The sequence below is a fragment of the Bradyrhizobium sp. CB1717 genome, from assembly GCF_029714325.1.
Lineage (GTDB): Bacteria > Pseudomonadota > Alphaproteobacteria > Rhizobiales > Xanthobacteraceae > Bradyrhizobium.
Window position 1 is genome coordinate 7,900,341 of the sequence record NZ_CP121666.1, and the last position, 17,956, is coordinate 7,918,296.

Genomic DNA, 17,956 nt, shown 5'->3' on the forward strand with positions numbered 1-17,956 from the left:
CGCACAGATCGGAACGGCGCCAGATCGGATGGCATGCACTTGTCCTACATTGACGAGTTTTACGGCCGCATGTTCGCCAAAGCACCATCCCCAATCCAAAAGCCGATGGATCATCCTCAGCTTCCATGTGGTAGCTCCTACATTGTGCGCATGGTGACGCGAGCGTCCACAGTCCTACAATAAGAGGTGGCGATTTAAGATGTCGGGTGGAGACGGATACAAAACCTCCCTTGCCGCAAGACGCGCAGATATTCTTTGAAACGGCACGCGGATTGCTGGGTATGGATCAACCATTCCCCGCCAAGGGAGGGGCGCGGGGAGCCGGAGTTTCAATGAGATTTATCCGATTCATCCTGATCGATCTGGCTTTGATGCTGCTCGCACCCGAGAATGCAGAAGCCATGACTGTGGCTTCCGGCGCAAACGTCAAATCGTCTAGCAAAGCCGTGGGATCCTTGATGCGGACTTTCGGCTCCGAGCCAGTATTCAGCTCTGGCCTGAGCCGACATCTTTACCGCCAAACCTCTCAAGCGTCGCGATTTGGACCTTCAACAGAAGGCGCCGGGCAGGCGAAGCAGGCTGAATACTCCGCGCTAAGGGACAGGCGCTTTGCCTCTCATGGGCAACCGCACTGGGAAGCGTCCGACTGTCACGATCCTCACGGCGCGGAGATGCTCAAGAAGCGTCTGATCTTAACACAGATCTGCAGTCCGCCGCCGCAGTTTGTGCCCTCAGGCGAGCAGAGACGCCGTGAGCGGCACAGGCCGGATTATCTGCAGCGATTGTGCTCGTGACCTGCACAGGAAGATACAGCACAGGCGTAGGTTCATGCGAGAAGCAAAAACGGGCTATATTGAGGTTGCCTTCAACGACTCTCTCGGAAACATTCCGCTTGATGCGCAATTCAGTCTACCAGCCAAAGGCGTCACAGCGATTTTTGGTCCGCCCGGATGCGGCAAGACCACACTCGCGCGCTGCATCGCTGGCGTGCAACGTCTGCCCAGCGGATTTTGTGCGGTCGATGGAGAGATTTGGCAGAACGAGACGACGTTTCGACCGCCTCATCTGCGTCCCCTCGCATATGTATTCCGACCACCAATTCCTCTTTCGCATTGGTCTGTACGGCGTACCCTCCTATACAAGGCGTCAAAATCGACACCAACACTAATCGATTTTGATGGAGTGGTCGAATTGCTCGCCTTGTCGCCGCTGCTCGAGCGTTCGCCATCACATCTTTCCGCGGCCGAGCGACAGCGCCTTGCCCTTGGCAGCGCGCTGTTGGGCCAGCCTCAGCTACTTTTGCTGGACGATCCACTCATTGTGCTCGACCGCTCCGCCAAATGCGAGATCCTGCCATTTCTCGAGCGCATGCGGGAAAAGCTCCCATTGCCGATGATCTACATCACCCATGATATCGCTGATATCGAGCGTTTTGCCGATCATCTTGTCATGATGAAAGATGGCGTCGTGACTGCGGCCGGGCCGCTCAATGTCGTTCAGAGCGATCCGGCGCTAGCTGGGCGCGGCGAAGCGGCAGTCTGTCTTGATACCTTGGTCGGCGGCTATGACGGACGCTATGGGCTGATCATGCTCCGCCTCAACGGGGCGCGCCTTCTGATACCTGGAGTGCCGCTTAGACCGGGCGCGCAGCTGCGGCTGCGCATCGCAGCCGGCGATGTCAGCATCGCGTGCGAGCCCCCACGGGCAAGCTCTATCCTCAATGTATTTCCGGCACGCATCAAAGCCTCTCTGCCGTTCGATGAGGCGTAGGTCACCTTGGTCCTGGCTCTTGAAACTGGCCGTTCTGGCGTGCCGCTTTTGGCGCGCATTACGCGCCGCTCCTTTGATGCGCTACGGCTCAGCAATGGAGCGAACGTTTTTGCGGAGGTCGCGCGCGCCGTTCCGCTCGCGGCTGCCGAGCGGTGCTTGCAACGCCTGCCACGATCCGCATGAGAGCGTTCGACAGATATGCCCCGATACGAGAAACACATCAACAGGAACCCGGCCGTGATCGATAAACTGGATGAGATAGATCCGAATAGTGTGGGCGCTATTCTCTACCGTCCAAAAGACGATGTGGATAGGCTACTCGCTGATTTTGCGCAGAATATCGCGCAGCAAGGTGTACGCATCGGCGGCATCGTGCAGCGACACGCGAGGTCCGCAAATGGCACGCACGTCATGCTCGCAATCGACGTCGCGACAGGACAAGAGATCTCGATTTCCCAGCCACTCGGCAGCGGAGCTACGTCCTGTAATCTCGATACAAATGGGCTCGCCGAGGCCGCAGCTGTCGTTTCCAAGGCACTTCGCAACAAGATCGATCTTCTCGTGGTCAACAAATTCGCCAAACAAGAAGCCGCTGGCCGGGGCCTGCGCGCCGAATTCGTTGACGCGATCACGCGAGGCGTACCAGTCCTGACAGCCGTTCCAAAAAAATGCCTTGCCGACTGGCGAACCTTCACCGCGGGGGTTGGCACGCTGCTGCCTTGTGATCGTGAATCCTTGGAGCAGTGGTGGTGCGAGATCTCAACGCGCCGGGGGCGCACCTTCAGCCCCAGCTGCGGTTATTTGGGGACGATGATACCGGATCGCTTGATGACGACAGTGAGACTGTCGACCACGTCGTCTCCGAAGTCGCCCATCGGGCTCTTTCGCCGCCTCCGAAAACAGCCCTAGCTCTTGCGTCCGCTCTCACGCTCTGGCCACCGCGATGCTTTGCGAACTGCAGATTGCGGACCTCCTATGGCGAGAGTTCAACCAGCTGCTTGTTCCGCCGATATCAACCCCTCAGTCGGTTCTGCAGTGCCTGCTAGTCGACGACGAGATTGCTTAGGTTCAGGTCTGGCTGACGTCTTCCCGCTAACCGCCTGGCCAGCGCCCGCGTACCGTCGAGCACAAAGACACCGCAATCGTAGCCGTTCCTCTGCTGGCGTATGAGGGCGTTTTGCAGGTTGTCTCAGGCTCCCACCCGCGCTGCGAGCATTGCTGCGGGTCTGTCATTGCGTCCCCGGGCGGAGTCGTAGTGGTCGGCGAACGGATTATTGCGATCGCGGCGGTCCACCAGCAGCAACGACCAATGGGACCCGCGGTCATCGAGGTCCATAGTGCTGGCGTCATTCACCGGCACGAACAGAAAGTCGGCTGTGTCGTTACCATTGGGATCATCGACAATCTGATGGAATGCGGATAGCGCGTCGGCGTTGGTACCCTGGCCCACCCGAAAGGCCATGAGAGAATCTACAAATCGGGTCCGAGAGGCAAGATTTGGATTGCTCACCCACGACTCCTGCGCCAGGAGTTCGTAGTCTCCCTGGATATGCTCGTCGCCCAGCCAGTCCCTGGCTCCGAGCATCCGCCCGCTGCGGTCGCCAGCAGAGGCACTCGCAGCCGAACCGCCGACCCTGGCCTTAGGAGCCGAGGATGGGCCAGCATGATGGATCAGCTGAGCGTCCCGGCGTCCTCGCGGACCCAACGTGATAGAATAGGTCTCCCCGTTGATGGAGACCGGCTGGGGAGCCATTCGCGAACTCGGCAACAGCATTTTATTGTCCAGTACATCGAGCAGGAAATCCGGCACCGGCTGTGAGCCATGCTGCCAATCCTCGCCGACGAGATGTCCGATATCCTCCAGCTCTTGGGGTACGCCTGATGGCCCGATGAAGAACGGAGGTCTCCCGGCAGGGCTCTGCACCAGCCCTGACTGGGCATCGTCACGCATGTCCTGCGGTGTGGACGGACAGGTCAACCAAAGAACCGAGACCCCGATAGATGCCTGAGGACCGAGCTGGCTCACCCTTCGGCGTTGGGAAAGTCGAAATAGGTCGGCACTTGTGGGGACCAAGTTGAGCTCGACCCAGCCGGCTCCTGCCTGCTGGCCTGCCCAAACGGGCCTACCATCGGCGGCCACTCACTTTCGGACGGCGGCGTCGGCAAATCTCGCATCCAGGTCGGGATGGAGGTTGAGTCCGAGCCTGCTCTTTGCTGAGGAGAGGGTACACCCAGCGCTCTGTTTGCCTCGACGACTTGCGCATACTGCCTGAGCTTCTTGAGAGGCACGCCAGATTTCCCTTTGGCTTCGACGTAAGCCTGTAGTCTGCATCCAGCGAGCGTTGCTGCTCATTGTTGCCGTTGATTCGGCTCGCGATGCTCTCCCTACCCTCTGCGCGGAGCCAGTCACTGAACTTGCGCTGCGCCGAGGCAGTATCCTGAATGGCTTTTCTCCTGTGCTGGGAACCGGGTCGAGCTTGCATAGCTCTTCGTCGGCGAGGCCCTCAATGAGGCGGGCGTCGTCGTCGTAAGGGCGAAATCCTTGTTGGGGCTCGATACCTAGGTATTCTCTAAATGGATCGAGTGGGGCCGTCCGCTTTGTGGCTTTACTGAACGCCGCATAATCTGCGTTCAATGACGATTGCTGCGCAGGATTGCCGCCGATTCGGTCCATGATGCTCCGCCTGCCCTCCCTTTGAAGACAGTCACTGAAAGAGCGTAGGCGGTAAACCATCGTCGAAACGGCGGCTTTCTCCTTCTTGGTCGCGTCAGATCCAAGGTTGGACAGAGCGTCGGTCAAAACGTCATCGATCGTGGAGATGTCCTCCGGATGAGCCGACAATGTTTCAGCGTCCCATCAGGCGGGCCCCGGCACCGACAGCTTGGAGCCCGTCAGCCCCGATCCTGCACAGATGAGACAGCGCCGCACTGAGGCGGTCTCGATCATCGCCGCCAGCTTCAACGTACTCGTCGATGTCGGCGGCGAGCGACCTTGGTTCATTGAACGCCCGAAGAGCCAATGGCCCTTTATTCTGTGCTCGGAGCCAACGAGCAAACGTGTTGAGCGCCTGCACGTTGGACTTGATCGTAGCAGCCGGGACCTTTCCAGTCCCGCGGCCTCTGGTACCATCGGGAGAAATTCTGTAGTCTTTGACTTTCCGTGAACTGGCGGATCATCCGCTCATCTGGGGATGCATCGGTTGCTCTCGCGTATTCACAAAAGCTGGGGGCGGAATGGGATTTCCAGCCTGGAAATTCCGGAGTGTTGCCAATGCTCCCCCCACAGAGTTCCTGCTATTGGCGCTCGCCACCTTCATAAATTCATCTTTATAGGCGGCCAGCCGATCAGCGTTGCCAAGCAGGTCCTTTAGCGTGATGCCTTTGGGTCGGAGGAACTCGCTGAACATTCGAAGTGCCGTCACGTAGTTCTCAATGGTCTTGGTCTTACGGTGCGCGCTACCCAATGCTGTCTTGAACTCTTGCAATCAGCTCCAGGTCCTCTTCGGACGGTCGACTGCGCTTTGCGAAATCCATGCGGAGCTCTGAATAGACGGCGTCGCCGCCCGACGACTTCTCCCGGCGACTTCCTCCAAAGACCTTGCCGAGCCCTGATTTGACCCGCGAGAACACTCCACGGTACTTGCTCTCCCTGGCCCGCGCCTCCGGTTGTGCCTCCGACGGCGCTGTGTAGCGCATGCTCCTGAATGGCCTGCCCCGCAAGTCAGATTGGTAATCGCTTGCGCCCGAGCCGAGATAAGCGTGCGCAACATCGACGCTGTAACGCGTACTACTGGAGGAATTGTCGCGCAGGTTGGACCTGGGCGGCATCCGCATCGAACCACCAATGTCCGTACGCTGGATATTTTCACGCGACCGGGCGGCTGGAGCCTCGGGGGAACTCGCCGGAGGCGAACTCTCCTCAGCAGAGCGGAGTTGCAGCTCACCCAACTGCTGCTCGAAGCCATCTTGATCTGCAGGCTCGGCATCGGCCCCTTGCCGCGCACGCTGCAGCTCTTGTTGCCCGGCGTACCAACGCATCCAATAGTTCGGATCGTTATAACCCGGTTCCATACCACTCTCCCTAGATGACATAATTCTTCGTAGCCGCCGCCCCAGAGCTCACACTCCGGTGCACCGACCACAGAGACTCCAGCTCAAGAAAGCCGGCCGATCAGATCGATGCCTGAACAAAAGAGACCCCCATCGCACGCCGCTCCGAGCTCGTGCATTTCTCACACCTGACCAATCTTGCCTGCTGCAGCAGAGCACCCGCTCCTGAGTGGCCTCGATCAAAACAGAAAACAGTCCAAGAGAAACGAAAGCCAACTTGCCTCATCGGAAGAGCAATGGCGTTCGCGTACTACTCCCGGGCAAGGTCGCACACGGCACATTGGAATCGAAATTGGGCTGATCCATTGCCGTTGGAAGACCTAGCGGGATTTAATGCCTGCAACTGACAGTTCTGATTCGCATTCACTTCTTCACGCGAATGTCCTCACATCCGCGACAAACCGGGGCGGTCCTGCACAGCCACATACCCAATGCACCTAAGATCTTGAGACCTTGAGGTCTCTCCTTGTGATCATGAAGCTTCAGAGTGATCGCCGCGCGCAGCTATTCACGCCGCGATACAGCCGCTCTTGTTTACGTCAGATGCTACGAACCTCGCGCTTCGTCAGATTCAATATTTGCATTAGATCTCGGCAGGCCGACAGCCACTTGGCACACTGATGGCGAGATGAGGTAGTGCTCTCGAGGGACGCAGAACGGGCTTTGACCAGACGCTTGCAGGCGAACATCTCAGGCGATTGCGCAAAGCAAGACTGTTTTCATGAGCTTTGGCAAGGAAGCGCTTGGCTACGGATTTTCGCCGATCGACGCTCCAAGCACCCGAGCTTGCCTGCATCAAAGCCGCAAGACTCCGCTGCTGAGAACGGATGGCATATAGCTTGCTTCAACAGTGAACTCAGCTTCTACAAAAAGCAAACTTGTGAGGACAGCATGCTCGGAATTGGAAGTCAGTTGCCGCCATTCGAAATCACAGGCGTGAAGCCCGGTTTTCAAGCGCACGAAGAAGGAGGACAGAGTGCATTCGAGACGCTGACCGAAGCGAGCTTTCCAGAAAAATGGAAGATCATCTTCTTCTATCCCAAGGATTTTACCTTCGTCTGCCCGACAGAGATCGCTGAGTTTGCCCGCCTTTCCAAGGAATTCGCCGACCGCGATGCGGTTGTACTGGGTGGTTCGACTGACAATGAGTTCTGCAAGCTCGCTTGGCGCCGCTCACATGTCGATCTGCACAAACTGCCAATCTGGCAGTTTGCCGACACAAAGGGAACGCTCGTCGATGCTCTTGGCGTGCGTTCACCCGAAGGGGTTGCCTATCGTTACACCTTTGTTGTTGACCCCCAAAATACGATCCAGCACGTCTATGCGACCAATCTCAGTGTCGGCCGCAGTCCTAAGGACACTCTCCGCGTTCTGGACGCGCTGCAAACCGACGAGCTCTGTCCTTGCAACCGCGAAATCGGCGGCGAAACCTTGAAAGTTGCTTGAGGCAGCATGTCGTCGATCGAACAACTAAGCGACACGATTCCCGATTTCGCGAAGGATGTCAGGCTTAACTTGACCTCCTTGGTGGCCGATGAGACGCTTTCGTCGCAACGAAAATACGGGCTGCTGCTGGCGAGCGCAATTGCCACCCGCAATGCAGCCCTGATTGCCGCGATGGAATCGGCTGCGTCCACTGTGATGACATCTGTGGCGATCGCCGCAGCGAAAGCCGCAGCCAGCTTGATGGCGATGAACAACGTTTATTACCGCTTCGCTCACCTTGTTTCCAACCCCGAATACAAAGCGATGCCGCCACGACTGCGTATGAACGTGATCGGCAATCCCGGCGTGGACAAGTCCGATTTCGAGCTGTGGTCGCTTGCGGTCTCCGCCATAAACGGCTGCGGTGCCTGCATCGATGCCCATGAAAGGACACTGAGAGCCGCGGGCGTCAATTCCGACGCGATCCAGACCGCCGTGCGCTTTGCCGCGATCATGCAGTCAGTGGCGATCGCAATCGAGGCCGCTGGGCCCAACCCCTCTCAGGCGAGCGGCTGACCCTCTCATGCGAGGGGCTGATCCTTCCTCTGCCATCCGATCGACTGCATTGTGGCGCCACTCAGTAACGCCACAACCAGTCCTTCGCGGCTCCCGCACAAGCGACCCATCTGCACGCCATGGTTTGTGCAGCGTCCCCACGAAGAGTGTCTTGCTCGAATTCCAGCCGCCGCGCAAGTGACGCGGAATGCGCCACTGATGCGGTGAGACCCTATCGCCTAACTCGCACCACGGCCCTGTTTCACCATCACCCAAACTTGAATTGTACCCCGTATCCGCCGCGCGGATGGCTCCATTCGATGTCGCCGGTGGGCTCGGCGATGACGCGGCAGGTACCGCACTCGATGCAGCCGTCAACTGTTATCTCGACTTGGCCATCGTCGTTGAGCTCGTAGCATCGCGCGGGGCAGGCTTTCAAAAGTGCAAGTAGCTGCGGCGATGGTGTCGTGTGCGCACGGACCTTGACGTGAGGGTGACCGATGTCGACAAGATAGCGGTTGTAATACAGCTTGTCTTCGACGCGCACTAGAGATTCGACATTCATGCTTTGACCTTCCATCGTTGGGCTCACACTGTCGCGGTCAGCGCCAGGCCCGGGCAAAACGACAAGCATCACCGAACAGACCTGTCCACGACCGCGCCCTGACAAAGGATTTCAGGGTCGCCTTCTCCTTCTCAGCCTTGGGCGTACCATCGACGCGCACAAAGTTTTGCATCGCCTTGGAGATTAGCTGCGGATAGGTGAGAAAGAAGTTTTGTGACTGGGTATGCATTAGGGGCGGTAAATCCTTGTACTTCTTCAGATCTTTGATGACGAAGGAATCGTCTAGCATCTTCTTGTAGATCGATAGATTTGCTGCACTCATCGGCTCGCCGCGCGATTTCACGAGACCTATCGCTTCGGCGGCGATGCGGCCGGAAGTCATCGCGAGATTGGAACCCTCACGATGAACGGCATTGTTGAGTTGGGCCGCATCGCCCACTACGACCCAGCCTTCCCCATAAAGCTGCGGGATCGACTTGTACCCGCCTTCAGGGATGAGGTGGGCCGAATACTCCTTGACTTCGGACCCTGCTATCAGGGGCGCCACGGAGGGGTGACGCTTGAATTGATCGAGCAGGCCGTAGGGCGTCTGGCTCGTGCGCTGGAAGTCGGCGACGAGACAACCGATGCCGAGCGAAATGCACTCTTTGTTGGCATAGATGAAACCCATTCCGGTCATGCCGCGGGAAATGGTACCGGCCGCCTCGATCACGACGCCTTCATCGCCCCTGAGATTGAAGCGCGCCTCGATAGTCTCGCGGGGCAAGAAGTGCATCTCTTTCACCGCGAGCGCAACGTTGTCGGGTCTCGGTCGCGCGCGTAGGCCCGCGCGCGTCCCGAGTAGGCCATTGACCCCCTCGGCCAGCACGACGACATCGGCATGTATTTCGCCGTCTCGACGATCTGTACGAACACCGACGATCCTTTCACGCTCGCCCCGTACGAGCTCGGTGACGGTCGTCTCGCACAGCAAGGTCACGCCAGCCTCCCGCACCTTGGAAGAGAACCATTTGTCAAACTGGGCGCGTATAATCGTGTACCGGTTCGGCCGTTCCTCGTTGAAGTCGTCTGAACGGTAATGCATGCCAACATGGGAGCGATCGTCCATCATCCAGAACCGCTGCTCAATCAGGTGACGTTCGAGCGGCGCCTCCTCTCGAAACTCGGGGACCAGCTTTTCCATCATGTCGGCATAGAGGATGGCGCCCTGCACATTCTTCGATCCGGGATATTCGCCGCGCTCGAGCTGCAGCACCTTCATGCCGCGTCTGGCCATGGTCAATGCCGCCGCGTTGCCGGCCATACCGGCTCCGACCACGATCGCATCGAATCTCTCTTCAATCATTATCATCTCCTTCTAGACAGCGATCCGGGCGCGCGAATTCGGCAAAAGCCGAGCGCGAAATGCGGCCGTCAGCGCCGGTAGCAATTGAATGGCGTCACTGACGATCGCGAGATGGGCGAAGTCAAAGATCGGAGCGTTCTTATCAGTATTGACGGCGACGATCAGATCCGCACCCTCCACGCCAACCCGGTGCTGGATCGCGCCGGAAATGCCGGCGGCAATATAGAGCTTCGGCCGGATGGTTTTGCCCGTCTGGCCGATTTGCCGGTCAGACGTAACCCACCCTTTTTGCACGAGAGGACGCGAGCAGCCATATTCAGCGCCAAGCAGAGTTGCGAGCTCGCGCACCAACCGAAAGTTCTCAGGCGATCCCAGTCCCAGGCCGCCCGCAACCACGACATCGGCATAGGCCAGATTGGAGGTCTCTGCATCGCGGTCGGGTAGGAACGACAATACCTTCGTGACAATGTCATCTTCCACGAGACCGAGCGGATGGACGATGATACGAGCGGCATCGCGTACGACGCGCTCAGGCATCGGCATGACCCGCGGGCGGACGGTTGCCATCTGCGGACGATAATTCAAGGTATAGATCGTGCAGAGCAGCGAGCCGCCAAAGGTCGGACGCGTCGCCGCCAGCGAACCATCGGCGTCGACGTCCAGCGCGGTGCAGTCGGCTGTGAGCCCCGTCGACAGAGTCGTCGCCACGGAACCTGCGAGATCGCGACCGAGCGTCGTCGCCCCCAACAGTAGGATCTCGGGCTTGTAGGTGTTGACGAGTTCGGTTAGCGCTTTGGTGTAGGATTCGTTGCGGTAATCCGACAAAACATTGTCGCTCACGAGATAGGCCATATCGGCGCCATAGCAAAATGCGTCAAGCGCGGCGTTACGTGTGTGCTGCCCCTCCGGACCGATAACGACAGCAGCAAGATTCACCTTTAGCCTGTCGGCCAGCCTGCGGCCCGCCCCCATGAGCTCCCAGGAGACCGGATGCACCCGGCCGCGCTCCAGCTCGACGAAGACCCAGACGTGCTTGTAGGCCTTAAAGTGCTCCGGCAGTTCTTTTTTGGCCCCTGCGCGACCGGCCGCCGCCGGCATGGCCGTTCTGGTGACATTGCTCATAATCTAAATTCCCCTCAAAGATAGGCGCGCCCGCGCCACAGGTTTGCTTTTTGGCTTCGATAACTGAAGATCACTTTCGGTCAGCGAAGGGCCGGCTGCTCTGCCCCTGCTTGATCCGACCGGCCGCACAACAAGAGGCGTCGTCGCGATAGACGTATCGGTCCGGCCGGATTTGGAGCGGTCTTCCACACTGGACGCTTGCGCGCCAGGTTCGACGAGCGCCACCGCAGCGGCCAGGGCGCCGCGGTGGTTGTGACCGGTCGCTTCCATGCCTGAGTTGGCGAGTCCGTTCGCTGCGCAATACCTGCGCCTCACTTTCGGCCCACCAGCTCCACATTGACTGTGACGACGAGCGCGATCCTGGCAACGCACCTGTCACGCGATCCATGCCGAGCCTCCAGCGCCGACAGCCCGTATGGGCCCACGTTGGCCCTCTTCCTGACGCATGTTGCTATCCGCCATGAGATGGATACAAATCTGAGCGGAATCCGGGGCCGACTTGATCCGGACGACGCTGGGCATACCCTCTCCGAGTGTAGCGCGAACGGGCGACTTATCCATTGACCACCATCTCACCGTCCATACGGAGCTTTGATCGTGTCAAAGACCGTTTCGAACGGACCTGGCGCGATCGTAGGCCACGAGATGATGGCGCAGGGCTCGGCAGGCACTAAAAGCAGCATCATAAGTCTTCCTTCAATCTCATCTCGGACGACTACCATCTGTCGGCATCGATGATCGGATAGGCAGGACAACAGCAAGTGTCGTACCAGTTGCAAAAAACAGTGAAAGTCAGTCGAAAGTAATGGTTTGGCAGACACTTGAAATATCCGCTGGTACCGTGGACACGAACAGTCCAAACATGGGTCGGGAATACGACAGCCGCCGCTCGGGTGATAGCTGCAGAGAGTTGACCCGGATAAAGACGAAGGCCGCACATCGGGTTGCCACGGTGCCCCGTCGGGCACACCTTGCAGTGGAACGCTAGATCACTTCAGCTCGCTCAATGGGACAAAGGCCGCCGCCTTCTTAGGGTCTGCGGCCGCCTCCTTCAAAACCTTGAACACTCGCTGGTCGATCGGTGACGATGCCACGAAATCGGCATAGGCCCGCTCCAGCATCGCCTTGCACCGAGCTCTGATTTCCGGCTCTGCGGCACCTGCAAATTGCTCTTCTGCAAAGTATTGTCCCATGCGCTTTAAGATGTGAAGGCGCGCGACATTCACGATCTTAGGATCGTAATCGACGCCAAGTAGCGAAAAAAAATCCTCCGCCGATGAGGCCTTGCTGAGCCGATCGAGGATACCGATTGCCGGGGATGAGTTGATCATGGAAAATTCTCCTTCGGATTTGAGATGGGGTGGCGCCTGTTGACTGCTGGCGGGATCAATGGCCAGACCACGATCGAGGCTGACGCTAGTCAGGACGGTCGCCGGACCGGAACTCAGCGCGAGAACACGCCGATTGGCAGTGCGGGGCGGCTCGCCATTGGGTAGGAGATCGCAGCATGTATGGCGGAACGGGAAGTAAGATCTGGAGGTGAGATCGCGCCAGGGGATCTGACGTGCGAAAAGCAGGACGCCGTTCGGGCCCATCAGCGATATCGGACGCCATCCTTGCGGCGCGTCTGTTTACGCAAACGCTGCTGGACACGGCTTTTCACGCGGGGTGGGTTGCCAGGCATCCGCACACGTCGCGCCAGATCGCCGCCACGGTTTCGCGTTCGACCGGCCGCTTGTACTCAATGGCATATTTGCGGACTTGCGACAGAATCTGTGTGGCTTCATCGGCGCTGGCGACGAGCTGCAGTTCATCGAGTAACGCGGTGATCGCCCCAAGTCCGGAATGCTTGCCGATCACAAAGCGGTTGCTGCGACCAAACAAAACAGGATCAAGCGATTGATAGGTGCGTTGATCCTTCAAAAGGCCATCGACATGAATGCCGGATTCGTGCGTAAATACATGCTCTCCGACGATGGCCTTGTTCACAGGAATCGCACGTGCGGCCGCGCCTGCTACCACCGCGGCGACGTTCCCGAGCTCCGGAAGTATGATGCCAGTCTCGCGCCCGTAGAGCTGCTTGAGTGCGACCGCGATTTCCTCGAGCGGGGCATTTCCGGCCCGCTCGCCCAACCCGATGACGGTCACTGAGGCGTGGCTCACGCCGGCCTTGATAGCGGAGAGCGTGTTGGCGGTTGCGAGTCCGAGATCATCGTGACCGTGAAATTCGAGTTCGAGATCGGTGGTCGCACGCAAATTCCTGACCAGCACGTAGGTTGCGTCGGGATCGAGCACACTGAGCGTATCTGCAATACGAAAGCGACGCGCGCCCGCGGCTTTTGCAGTTGCCATCAGTCTGATGAGAAAATCGATGTCGGCGCGGGAGGAGTCCTCACCACCGACGGCGACCTCAAGTCCGCGCGCACAGGCATAGCCTACCAATCGTTTCATCCGTTCCAGCGCCAGGTCGCGATGACCACCTAGCTTGGCCGCGATCTGGACATCGGAGGTCGGGATCGACATATTGATCATGGACACCTTTGCTTCGATCGCCGCGTCGACATCCGATTCTCGCATCCGGCACCAGCCTATGGTGGTCAGCGGAAGATCTGCTTCGACAATGGCGCGAATGGCGGCGATCTCCTCGTTGCCCATCGCCGGCGTTCCGGCCTCGATCTCCGTGACTCCGGCCCGCGCCAGCGCCTGCGCGATCGCTAGCTTTTCCTCTGTGGTGAACGCAACGCCAGGTGCCTGCTCACCGTCGCGTAATGTCGTGTCGTTGAGCACGGTGGGCTTGGCACGCACCTGGTCGGACCAAGACGATTTTGCGGCGGTGCTAGCGGCAATCACGCGAGAGCTCCTCATTGTTTGACCTACCTAAGCTTCAGCAAATGGATTGTCGTAAATGCGACAGGCCTATGAAGCGGGCGCCTTGCCTACTGCCCCGCCGAGTTCGAACTTTAATGCAGTTGCGGCCTGCCAGGATGTGAGAATTGTTGCGGAGCACTTAAGCCCGCCGCCGCCTTGGACACATGGTCACTCGCTCGAAACGGCGTCAGCCGCGCCCTCAACCTTCCGCGCGGCTTACCGAATCCTGCGAGGCTTTCCCCGATGATGGTGCGATCGCGGACCCTTGTGGCGGTTCAGAAGGCCAGCCGCCGGCAACGACCGGCCGAGCCGCCTGCAACAGACAATCGCGCCGGCGCTCAGCCATCCGGCTCTCACCGCTTTCTTCGTCGAAGCAGATGTTGAAGTCGTCACATTGGTTGCACACAGGTGTCGTGCACATCGCGAGGCCTTCATTTTCACAAAGCATGCGGTAGAAGAAGCGCTTCCAGCGCATATTGTTGACATTGCGCGCGGCGAGCGGCGCGAAATGGCGGCTCAGCAGCCGGGAGAGTTCGCCGCGATTGCGCAAGCCGAGAGCTTCCCAAAGATGGCCTGGCTCAATGGCGCGCCGCGCTATCATCGCAGCCAGCCAGTGGCCGATATCCCGTTCCGTCGAGCGTTGCTTGAGCAAGAGATCGCGCAGCATTGCGATCTCTTCGTCCCCTTCGCACTTAAAAACCGAGAGCTGCTCCGCCAGCTTGATCTCAAGCGAGGGAAAGCACTGCTCCAGCAAGGCCGCCAGTTCAAGGCCGGACAGGCCGGCCTTCTCGGGAAGGGAGCCACCATCCATTGTGGCAGCCGCCAAGATAGACGCCAGGACATGGCGATCGAAATTGCTGTCAATGGCAATATCGGCATCTGCAGGAGGCACACCGGTGAGCAGACGGTAGGTTGCAATTCCCATGTGTATCTGGCTGTTGGCATCAACTGCACAAGCAGCCATGAACGGAAGGTATTGCGCTTCGACCATATTTTGAGGGTTCCACAGCAGTCAGGTTTTCCCTGCCGCATCCTGGTTTTGGTCAAGATCGATCGTCAGAATGCCGGCCTCCCGGGATGCGTCGGTGAGGGAGACCGGCATTCGTCGCGCACCTTCGCAAGGCCGCGACTCGCGGCCTTTACGAGGCCGCGAGTTCGGCGGCGGTCTTGCCGATGATGGATTCGTCCACGGGCTTCATAATGCCATGCTCCATCAGCATGTCCTCGAGCTCGTCCATGGAGATTGGAGTCGGGATGATGCCTTTGCCGCCATTTTTGTGAACCTTGGTCGCAAGATTGCGATAGTGATCGGCCTGCTTGGACTCGGGTGCATATTCGAGCACCGTCATGCGGCGCAACTCGGCATGCTGCACCACGTTGTCGCGCGGCACGAAGTAGATCAGCTGAGTACCTAGCTTCTTGGCCAACGCTTCCGCCAGTTCCAACTCCTTGTCCGTCTGCCGCTCATTGCAGATCAGACCGCCCAGCCGCACGCCGCCAGAGTTTGCGTATTTCAGGATCCCCTTGGAAATGTTGTTCGCGGCATACATCGCCATCATTTCACCGGACATCACGATATAGATTTCCTGCGCCTTGTTCTCGCGGATCGGCATCGCAAAACCACCGCAAACGACGTCGCCGAGCACGTCGTATGAGACATAGTCAATGTTTTCGTAGGCGCCGTTCTCCTCCAGGAAATTGATCGAGGTAATGACGCCGCGGCCGGCGCAGCCGACACCCGGCTCAGGACCACCGGACTCCACGCAGCGAATGTCCCTGTAGCCGACCTTCATTACGTCCTCGAGCTCGAGGTCCTCCACGCTGCCGGCGTTCGCTGCAAGGCTCAAAATCGTGTCTTGCGCCTTAGCGTGCAGAATCAGGCGGGTCGAGTCCGCTTTCGGGTCGCACCCTACAATCAGGATTTTTTGACCCATCTCGGCCAGCGCCGCCAGCGTGTTCTGCGAAGTGGTCGACTTGCCGATGCCGCCCTTCCCGTAGAACGCGATTTGTCTCAGTGAAGACATGTTGTTCTCCATCAACCGATTTGCCAAAAGTTGCGCTTCTTGCGCGCGAGCTTGTTTCTCTCTCAGAAACGGGGGCACACGGGTTCAAGGGAAGGAGCGCATCGCTCGTCTTACGCGTCGGCGTGCACTCAGCCCTCAGTCAGTGTTGCTACCGCCTATTAGCAACCGCCGTGCCAACGCTTGACCGCGCTCCTTAAGCTTCTGATTACGTTTCTGAAAACCAACTAGCCGGTGAGTAAGGCCCTGGCTGTTTTAGATCTAACAGGATTTGCGCGGCTGTCAGAAAACTAACAACGACCACAACGACCACAACGATCAACGCGAAAAGCCGATTTGCGCGACCTGTTCCGATGCCCTCACGTGTGGAACGGAACTTGCTCCGATTCGACGACAGTGAATATGCCGGCTGGCCCGCAATCTCGCGCACCAGCGGCGAGGTTGCATACATGGTACGGCGCTTGGTGCGCGGACTTTGGAGGTGATCGGCAAGAAATTGAAGAGGCTCCCGAAGCAGCCGCGCCGTGCCAATCGTTCAGCTCAGCGCGCCTACAGAGGTATATCGTGGCGACAATCATCCTCTATCAGAAACCCGGCTGCGCCACTAACGCGCGTCAGATTCAAGCGCTGAAGTCCGCCGGCCACGACGTGATCGCTCAAGACATCTTGAAGGAGCCATGGGATGCGGAGGAATTACGTAGCTTCTTCGGCAATATGCCCGTCGGCTCCTGGTTCAACCGAGCTGCGGCACGTATCAAGTCAGGCGAACTCAATCCCGATACTATCGGCGCGGCAAGCGCACTCGCATTGATGGTGGGCGATCCGCTCCTGATACGACGACCGCTGATCGACGTAGACGGGGCACGATGTGCCGGGCTCGATCATGAGCCCGTGCTGTCGCTGCTTGGCCGCAAGACGCAAGATGATCTCGAGGGGTGTTTGCACGAAGCAAACCCCAGGCGTTGTGCGCAGGCCTGAGGAAACGAAGGAGCGGCCCCCAGTCGATCAATAAAGTAAGGATGACGTTTCCCACTCCGGCTTCCTTCACGGGCAATAAGCGACGGGACCTTCGCTGAGACGGCCCGCGCGAGTGGCTGCCCGTAAGGGGCATCGTCTATATTGCGCTCGATCGCCGCGCTTCTCGCTCTTGTGAGAGGCGGTGACAGGTGCAGCCTTTGTCGCGCATGATGTCCGCGGCCTGGATTGGATCAGAGCAACAATCCGAGATGCGGCTTCTTGAACAGACGCGCCTCTCTTGAATTGAATAAGGATCAGAACAGATCTCGACCCTGCGCGGCAGTGATCATTATGCAACTTAGCGGCATAATTGCGCTCTGCTCGCTTCCATCTTGATCGGCATCAAATCCTCCGCCCTTCCCGGTGTGTGACAGAGATATCGCGCGGCTCTTCGCGCGGATTTTGGAATGGAGAATTCGATGAGAACAAGGACAGTTCTGACGAGGGCGTCACTCCTCGCGCTAGCAACCTCGTTGGTCAGCATCCCGGTACGGGCTGCAGATCTGGGCCAGGCGCCGATCTACTATAAAGCGCCCCCGATCGAACCCTTCAATCCATGGATGATCCGCCTGCGCGTACTTGGCGTTTTGCCGGACACCGAAGGCAGCTCAGTCAGCGTCGCCGGGGTGCCCTCGCTGTCCTCACCAAGTTCTGGGCTTTCGATCAGCGATCAAGTCATACCCGAGCTCGACATCACCTATTTCTTCACGAGAAACGTTGCCGCCGAACTCATTCTCGGCGTAACTAGCCATCACATCAGCGGCAATGGCGCGCTCACTGGCCTCGATATCGGCAAAGCCTGGCTGTTGCCGCCAACACTGACCCTGCAATATCACTTCACCGATTTCGGCGCGCTCAAGCCCTATATCGGCGCGGGCATCAACTACACCGCATTCTTCAACCAATCGGCTGCCAATACGTCGCTCGCTGGCCTTGCCGTTACGGATTTGCGCATCAGCAACCAATTCGGCGCGGCGGTCCAATTCGGCTTCGATTACATGCTTGATCGGCACTGGGGCCTCAACTTTGACGTGAAGAAGCTATGGCTGCGGCCGGAGTACTCCGCGACCGTAAACAATGCGATTGCCGTCACCGGTCGCGCCAACATCGACCCGTGGCTCGTCAGCGGCGGCGTCACTTACAAGTTCTGACGCTAGA

17 protein-coding genes are annotated in these 17,956 nt (G+C 58.6%); 7 read left to right on the top strand and 10 right to left on the bottom strand.

Annotated elements, in window-relative coordinates; translation table 11 throughout:
- Nucleotides 1-828: 828 nt before the first annotated feature.
- The 3 genes from modC to QA649_RS36635 are packed head-to-tail and all read left to right on the top strand — an operon-like array spanning nucleotide 829 to nucleotide 2,679.
- Nucleotides 829-1,770: a molybdenum ABC transporter ATP-binding protein gene (gene modC, locus QA649_RS36625; protein ID WP_283021423.1), complete on the top strand. Its 942-nt coding sequence runs from the start codon at nucleotides 829-831 to the stop codon at nucleotides 1,768-1,770.
- Nucleotides 1,771-1,809: 39 nt separating this feature from the next.
- Nucleotides 1,810-1,953, top strand: coding sequence for a TOBE domain-containing protein (locus QA649_RS36630; protein ID WP_283026178.1), 144 nt, complete (start codon nucleotides 1,810-1,812; stop codon nucleotides 1,951-1,953).
- Nucleotides 1,954-2,007: 54 nt separating this feature from the next.
- Nucleotides 2,008-2,679: a DUF2478 domain-containing protein gene (locus QA649_RS36635; protein ID WP_349254051.1), complete on the top strand. Its 672-nt coding sequence runs from the start codon at nucleotides 2,008-2,010 to the stop codon at nucleotides 2,677-2,679.
- Between the two features lie 280 nt (nucleotides 2,680-2,959).
- On the opposite strand, the gene QA649_RS36640 is transcribed toward QA649_RS36635, so the two are convergent.
- The 3 genes from QA649_RS36640 to QA649_RS36650 form a co-directional block, all read right to left on the bottom strand.
- The gene (locus tag QA649_RS36640) at nucleotides 2,960-3,721 is read right to left on the bottom strand and encodes a Ulp1 family isopeptidase (RefSeq protein WP_283021424.1); all 762 of its coding nucleotides are present in this window, start codon (nucleotides 3,719-3,721) and stop codon (nucleotides 2,960-2,962) included.
- A 1,222-nt stretch (nucleotides 3,722-4,943) separates the two neighbouring features.
- A complete protein-coding gene (locus QA649_RS36645) occupies nucleotides 4,944-5,255 on the bottom strand; it encodes a site-specific integrase (protein ID WP_146006634.1) in 312 nt (103 codons plus the stop codon).
- On the bottom strand, nucleotides 5,227-5,841 hold the full coding sequence (locus QA649_RS36650) for a hypothetical protein (RefSeq protein WP_283021425.1): 615 nt from the start codon (nucleotides 5,839-5,841) through the stop codon (nucleotides 5,227-5,229). Before QA649_RS36650 ends, QA649_RS36645 begins: the two co-directional genes overlap by 29 nt.
- Before the next feature lie 930 nt (nucleotides 5,842-6,771).
- On the opposite strand from QA649_RS36650, the gene QA649_RS36655 reads away from it, so the two are divergent.
- Both QA649_RS36655 and QA649_RS36660 read left to right on the top strand, forming a co-directional pair.
- On the top strand, nucleotides 6,772-7,326 hold the full coding sequence (locus tag QA649_RS36655) for a peroxiredoxin (RefSeq protein ID WP_100233551.1): 555 nt from the start codon (nucleotides 6,772-6,774) through the stop codon (nucleotides 7,324-7,326).
- A 6-nt stretch (nucleotides 7,327-7,332) separates the two neighbouring features.
- Nucleotides 7,333-7,881: a carboxymuconolactone decarboxylase family protein gene (locus tag QA649_RS36660; protein WP_283021426.1), complete on the top strand. Its 549-nt coding sequence runs from the start codon at nucleotides 7,333-7,335 to the stop codon at nucleotides 7,879-7,881.
- Nucleotides 7,882-8,128: 247 nt separating this feature from the next.
- On the opposite strand, the gene QA649_RS36665 is transcribed toward QA649_RS36660, so the two are convergent.
- From QA649_RS36665 to nifH, 7 genes are all read right to left on the bottom strand, one after another.
- On the bottom strand, nucleotides 8,129-8,425 hold the full coding sequence (locus QA649_RS36665) for a ferredoxin family protein (RefSeq protein WP_100233553.1): 297 nt from the start codon (nucleotides 8,423-8,425) through the stop codon (nucleotides 8,129-8,131).
- Between the two features lie 37 nt (nucleotides 8,426-8,462).
- Nucleotides 8,463-9,770, bottom strand: a complete 1,308-nt coding sequence (locus tag QA649_RS36670; RefSeq protein ID WP_283021427.1) for an FAD-dependent oxidoreductase — start codon at nucleotides 9,768-9,770, stop codon at nucleotides 8,463-8,465.
- A gap of 12 nt (nucleotides 9,771-9,782) precedes the next feature.
- Complete coding sequence (locus QA649_RS36675; protein WP_100233554.1) at nucleotides 9,783-10,892, bottom strand: electron transfer flavoprotein subunit alpha/FixB family protein; 1,110 nt, start codon at nucleotides 10,890-10,892, stop codon at nucleotides 9,783-9,785.
- A gap of 989 nt (nucleotides 10,893-11,881) precedes the next feature.
- Nucleotides 11,882-12,223 carry a nitrogenase stabilizing/protective protein NifW gene (gene nifW / locus QA649_RS36680; RefSeq protein ID WP_283026179.1) on the bottom strand — a complete coding sequence of 114 codons (342 nt, stop codon included), beginning with the start codon at nucleotides 12,221-12,223 and terminating at the stop codon, nucleotides 11,882-11,884.
- A gap of 328 nt (nucleotides 12,224-12,551) precedes the next feature.
- Complete coding sequence (nifV, locus tag QA649_RS36685; protein WP_100233657.1) at nucleotides 12,552-13,739, bottom strand: homocitrate synthase; 1,188 nt, start codon at nucleotides 13,737-13,739, stop codon at nucleotides 12,552-12,554.
- A 220-nt stretch (nucleotides 13,740-13,959) separates the two neighbouring features.
- On the bottom strand, nucleotides 13,960-14,751 hold the full coding sequence (locus QA649_RS36690) for a nitrogen fixation protein NifQ (RefSeq protein WP_283021428.1): 792 nt from the start codon (nucleotides 14,749-14,751) through the stop codon (nucleotides 13,960-13,962).
- A 148-nt stretch (nucleotides 14,752-14,899) separates the two neighbouring features.
- Nucleotides 14,900-15,784 carry a nitrogenase iron protein gene (gene nifH, locus QA649_RS36695; RefSeq protein ID WP_100233658.1) on the bottom strand — a complete coding sequence of 295 codons (885 nt, stop codon included), beginning with the start codon at nucleotides 15,782-15,784 and terminating at the stop codon, nucleotides 14,900-14,902.
- A 561-nt stretch (nucleotides 15,785-16,345) separates the two neighbouring features.
- Here nifH and QA649_RS36700 point away from each other — a divergent pair.
- The gene (locus QA649_RS36700) at nucleotides 16,346-16,759 is read left to right on the top strand and encodes an ArsC/Spx/MgsR family protein (protein ID WP_283021429.1); all 414 of its coding nucleotides are present in this window, start codon (nucleotides 16,346-16,348) and stop codon (nucleotides 16,757-16,759) included.
- Nucleotides 16,760-17,205: 446 nt separating this feature from the next.
- On the top strand, nucleotides 17,206-17,949 hold the full coding sequence (locus QA649_RS36705; protein WP_283021430.1) for an OmpW family outer membrane protein: 744 nt from the start codon (nucleotides 17,206-17,208) through the stop codon (nucleotides 17,947-17,949).
- The last annotated feature ends 7 nt before the right edge of the window (nucleotides 17,950-17,956 follow it).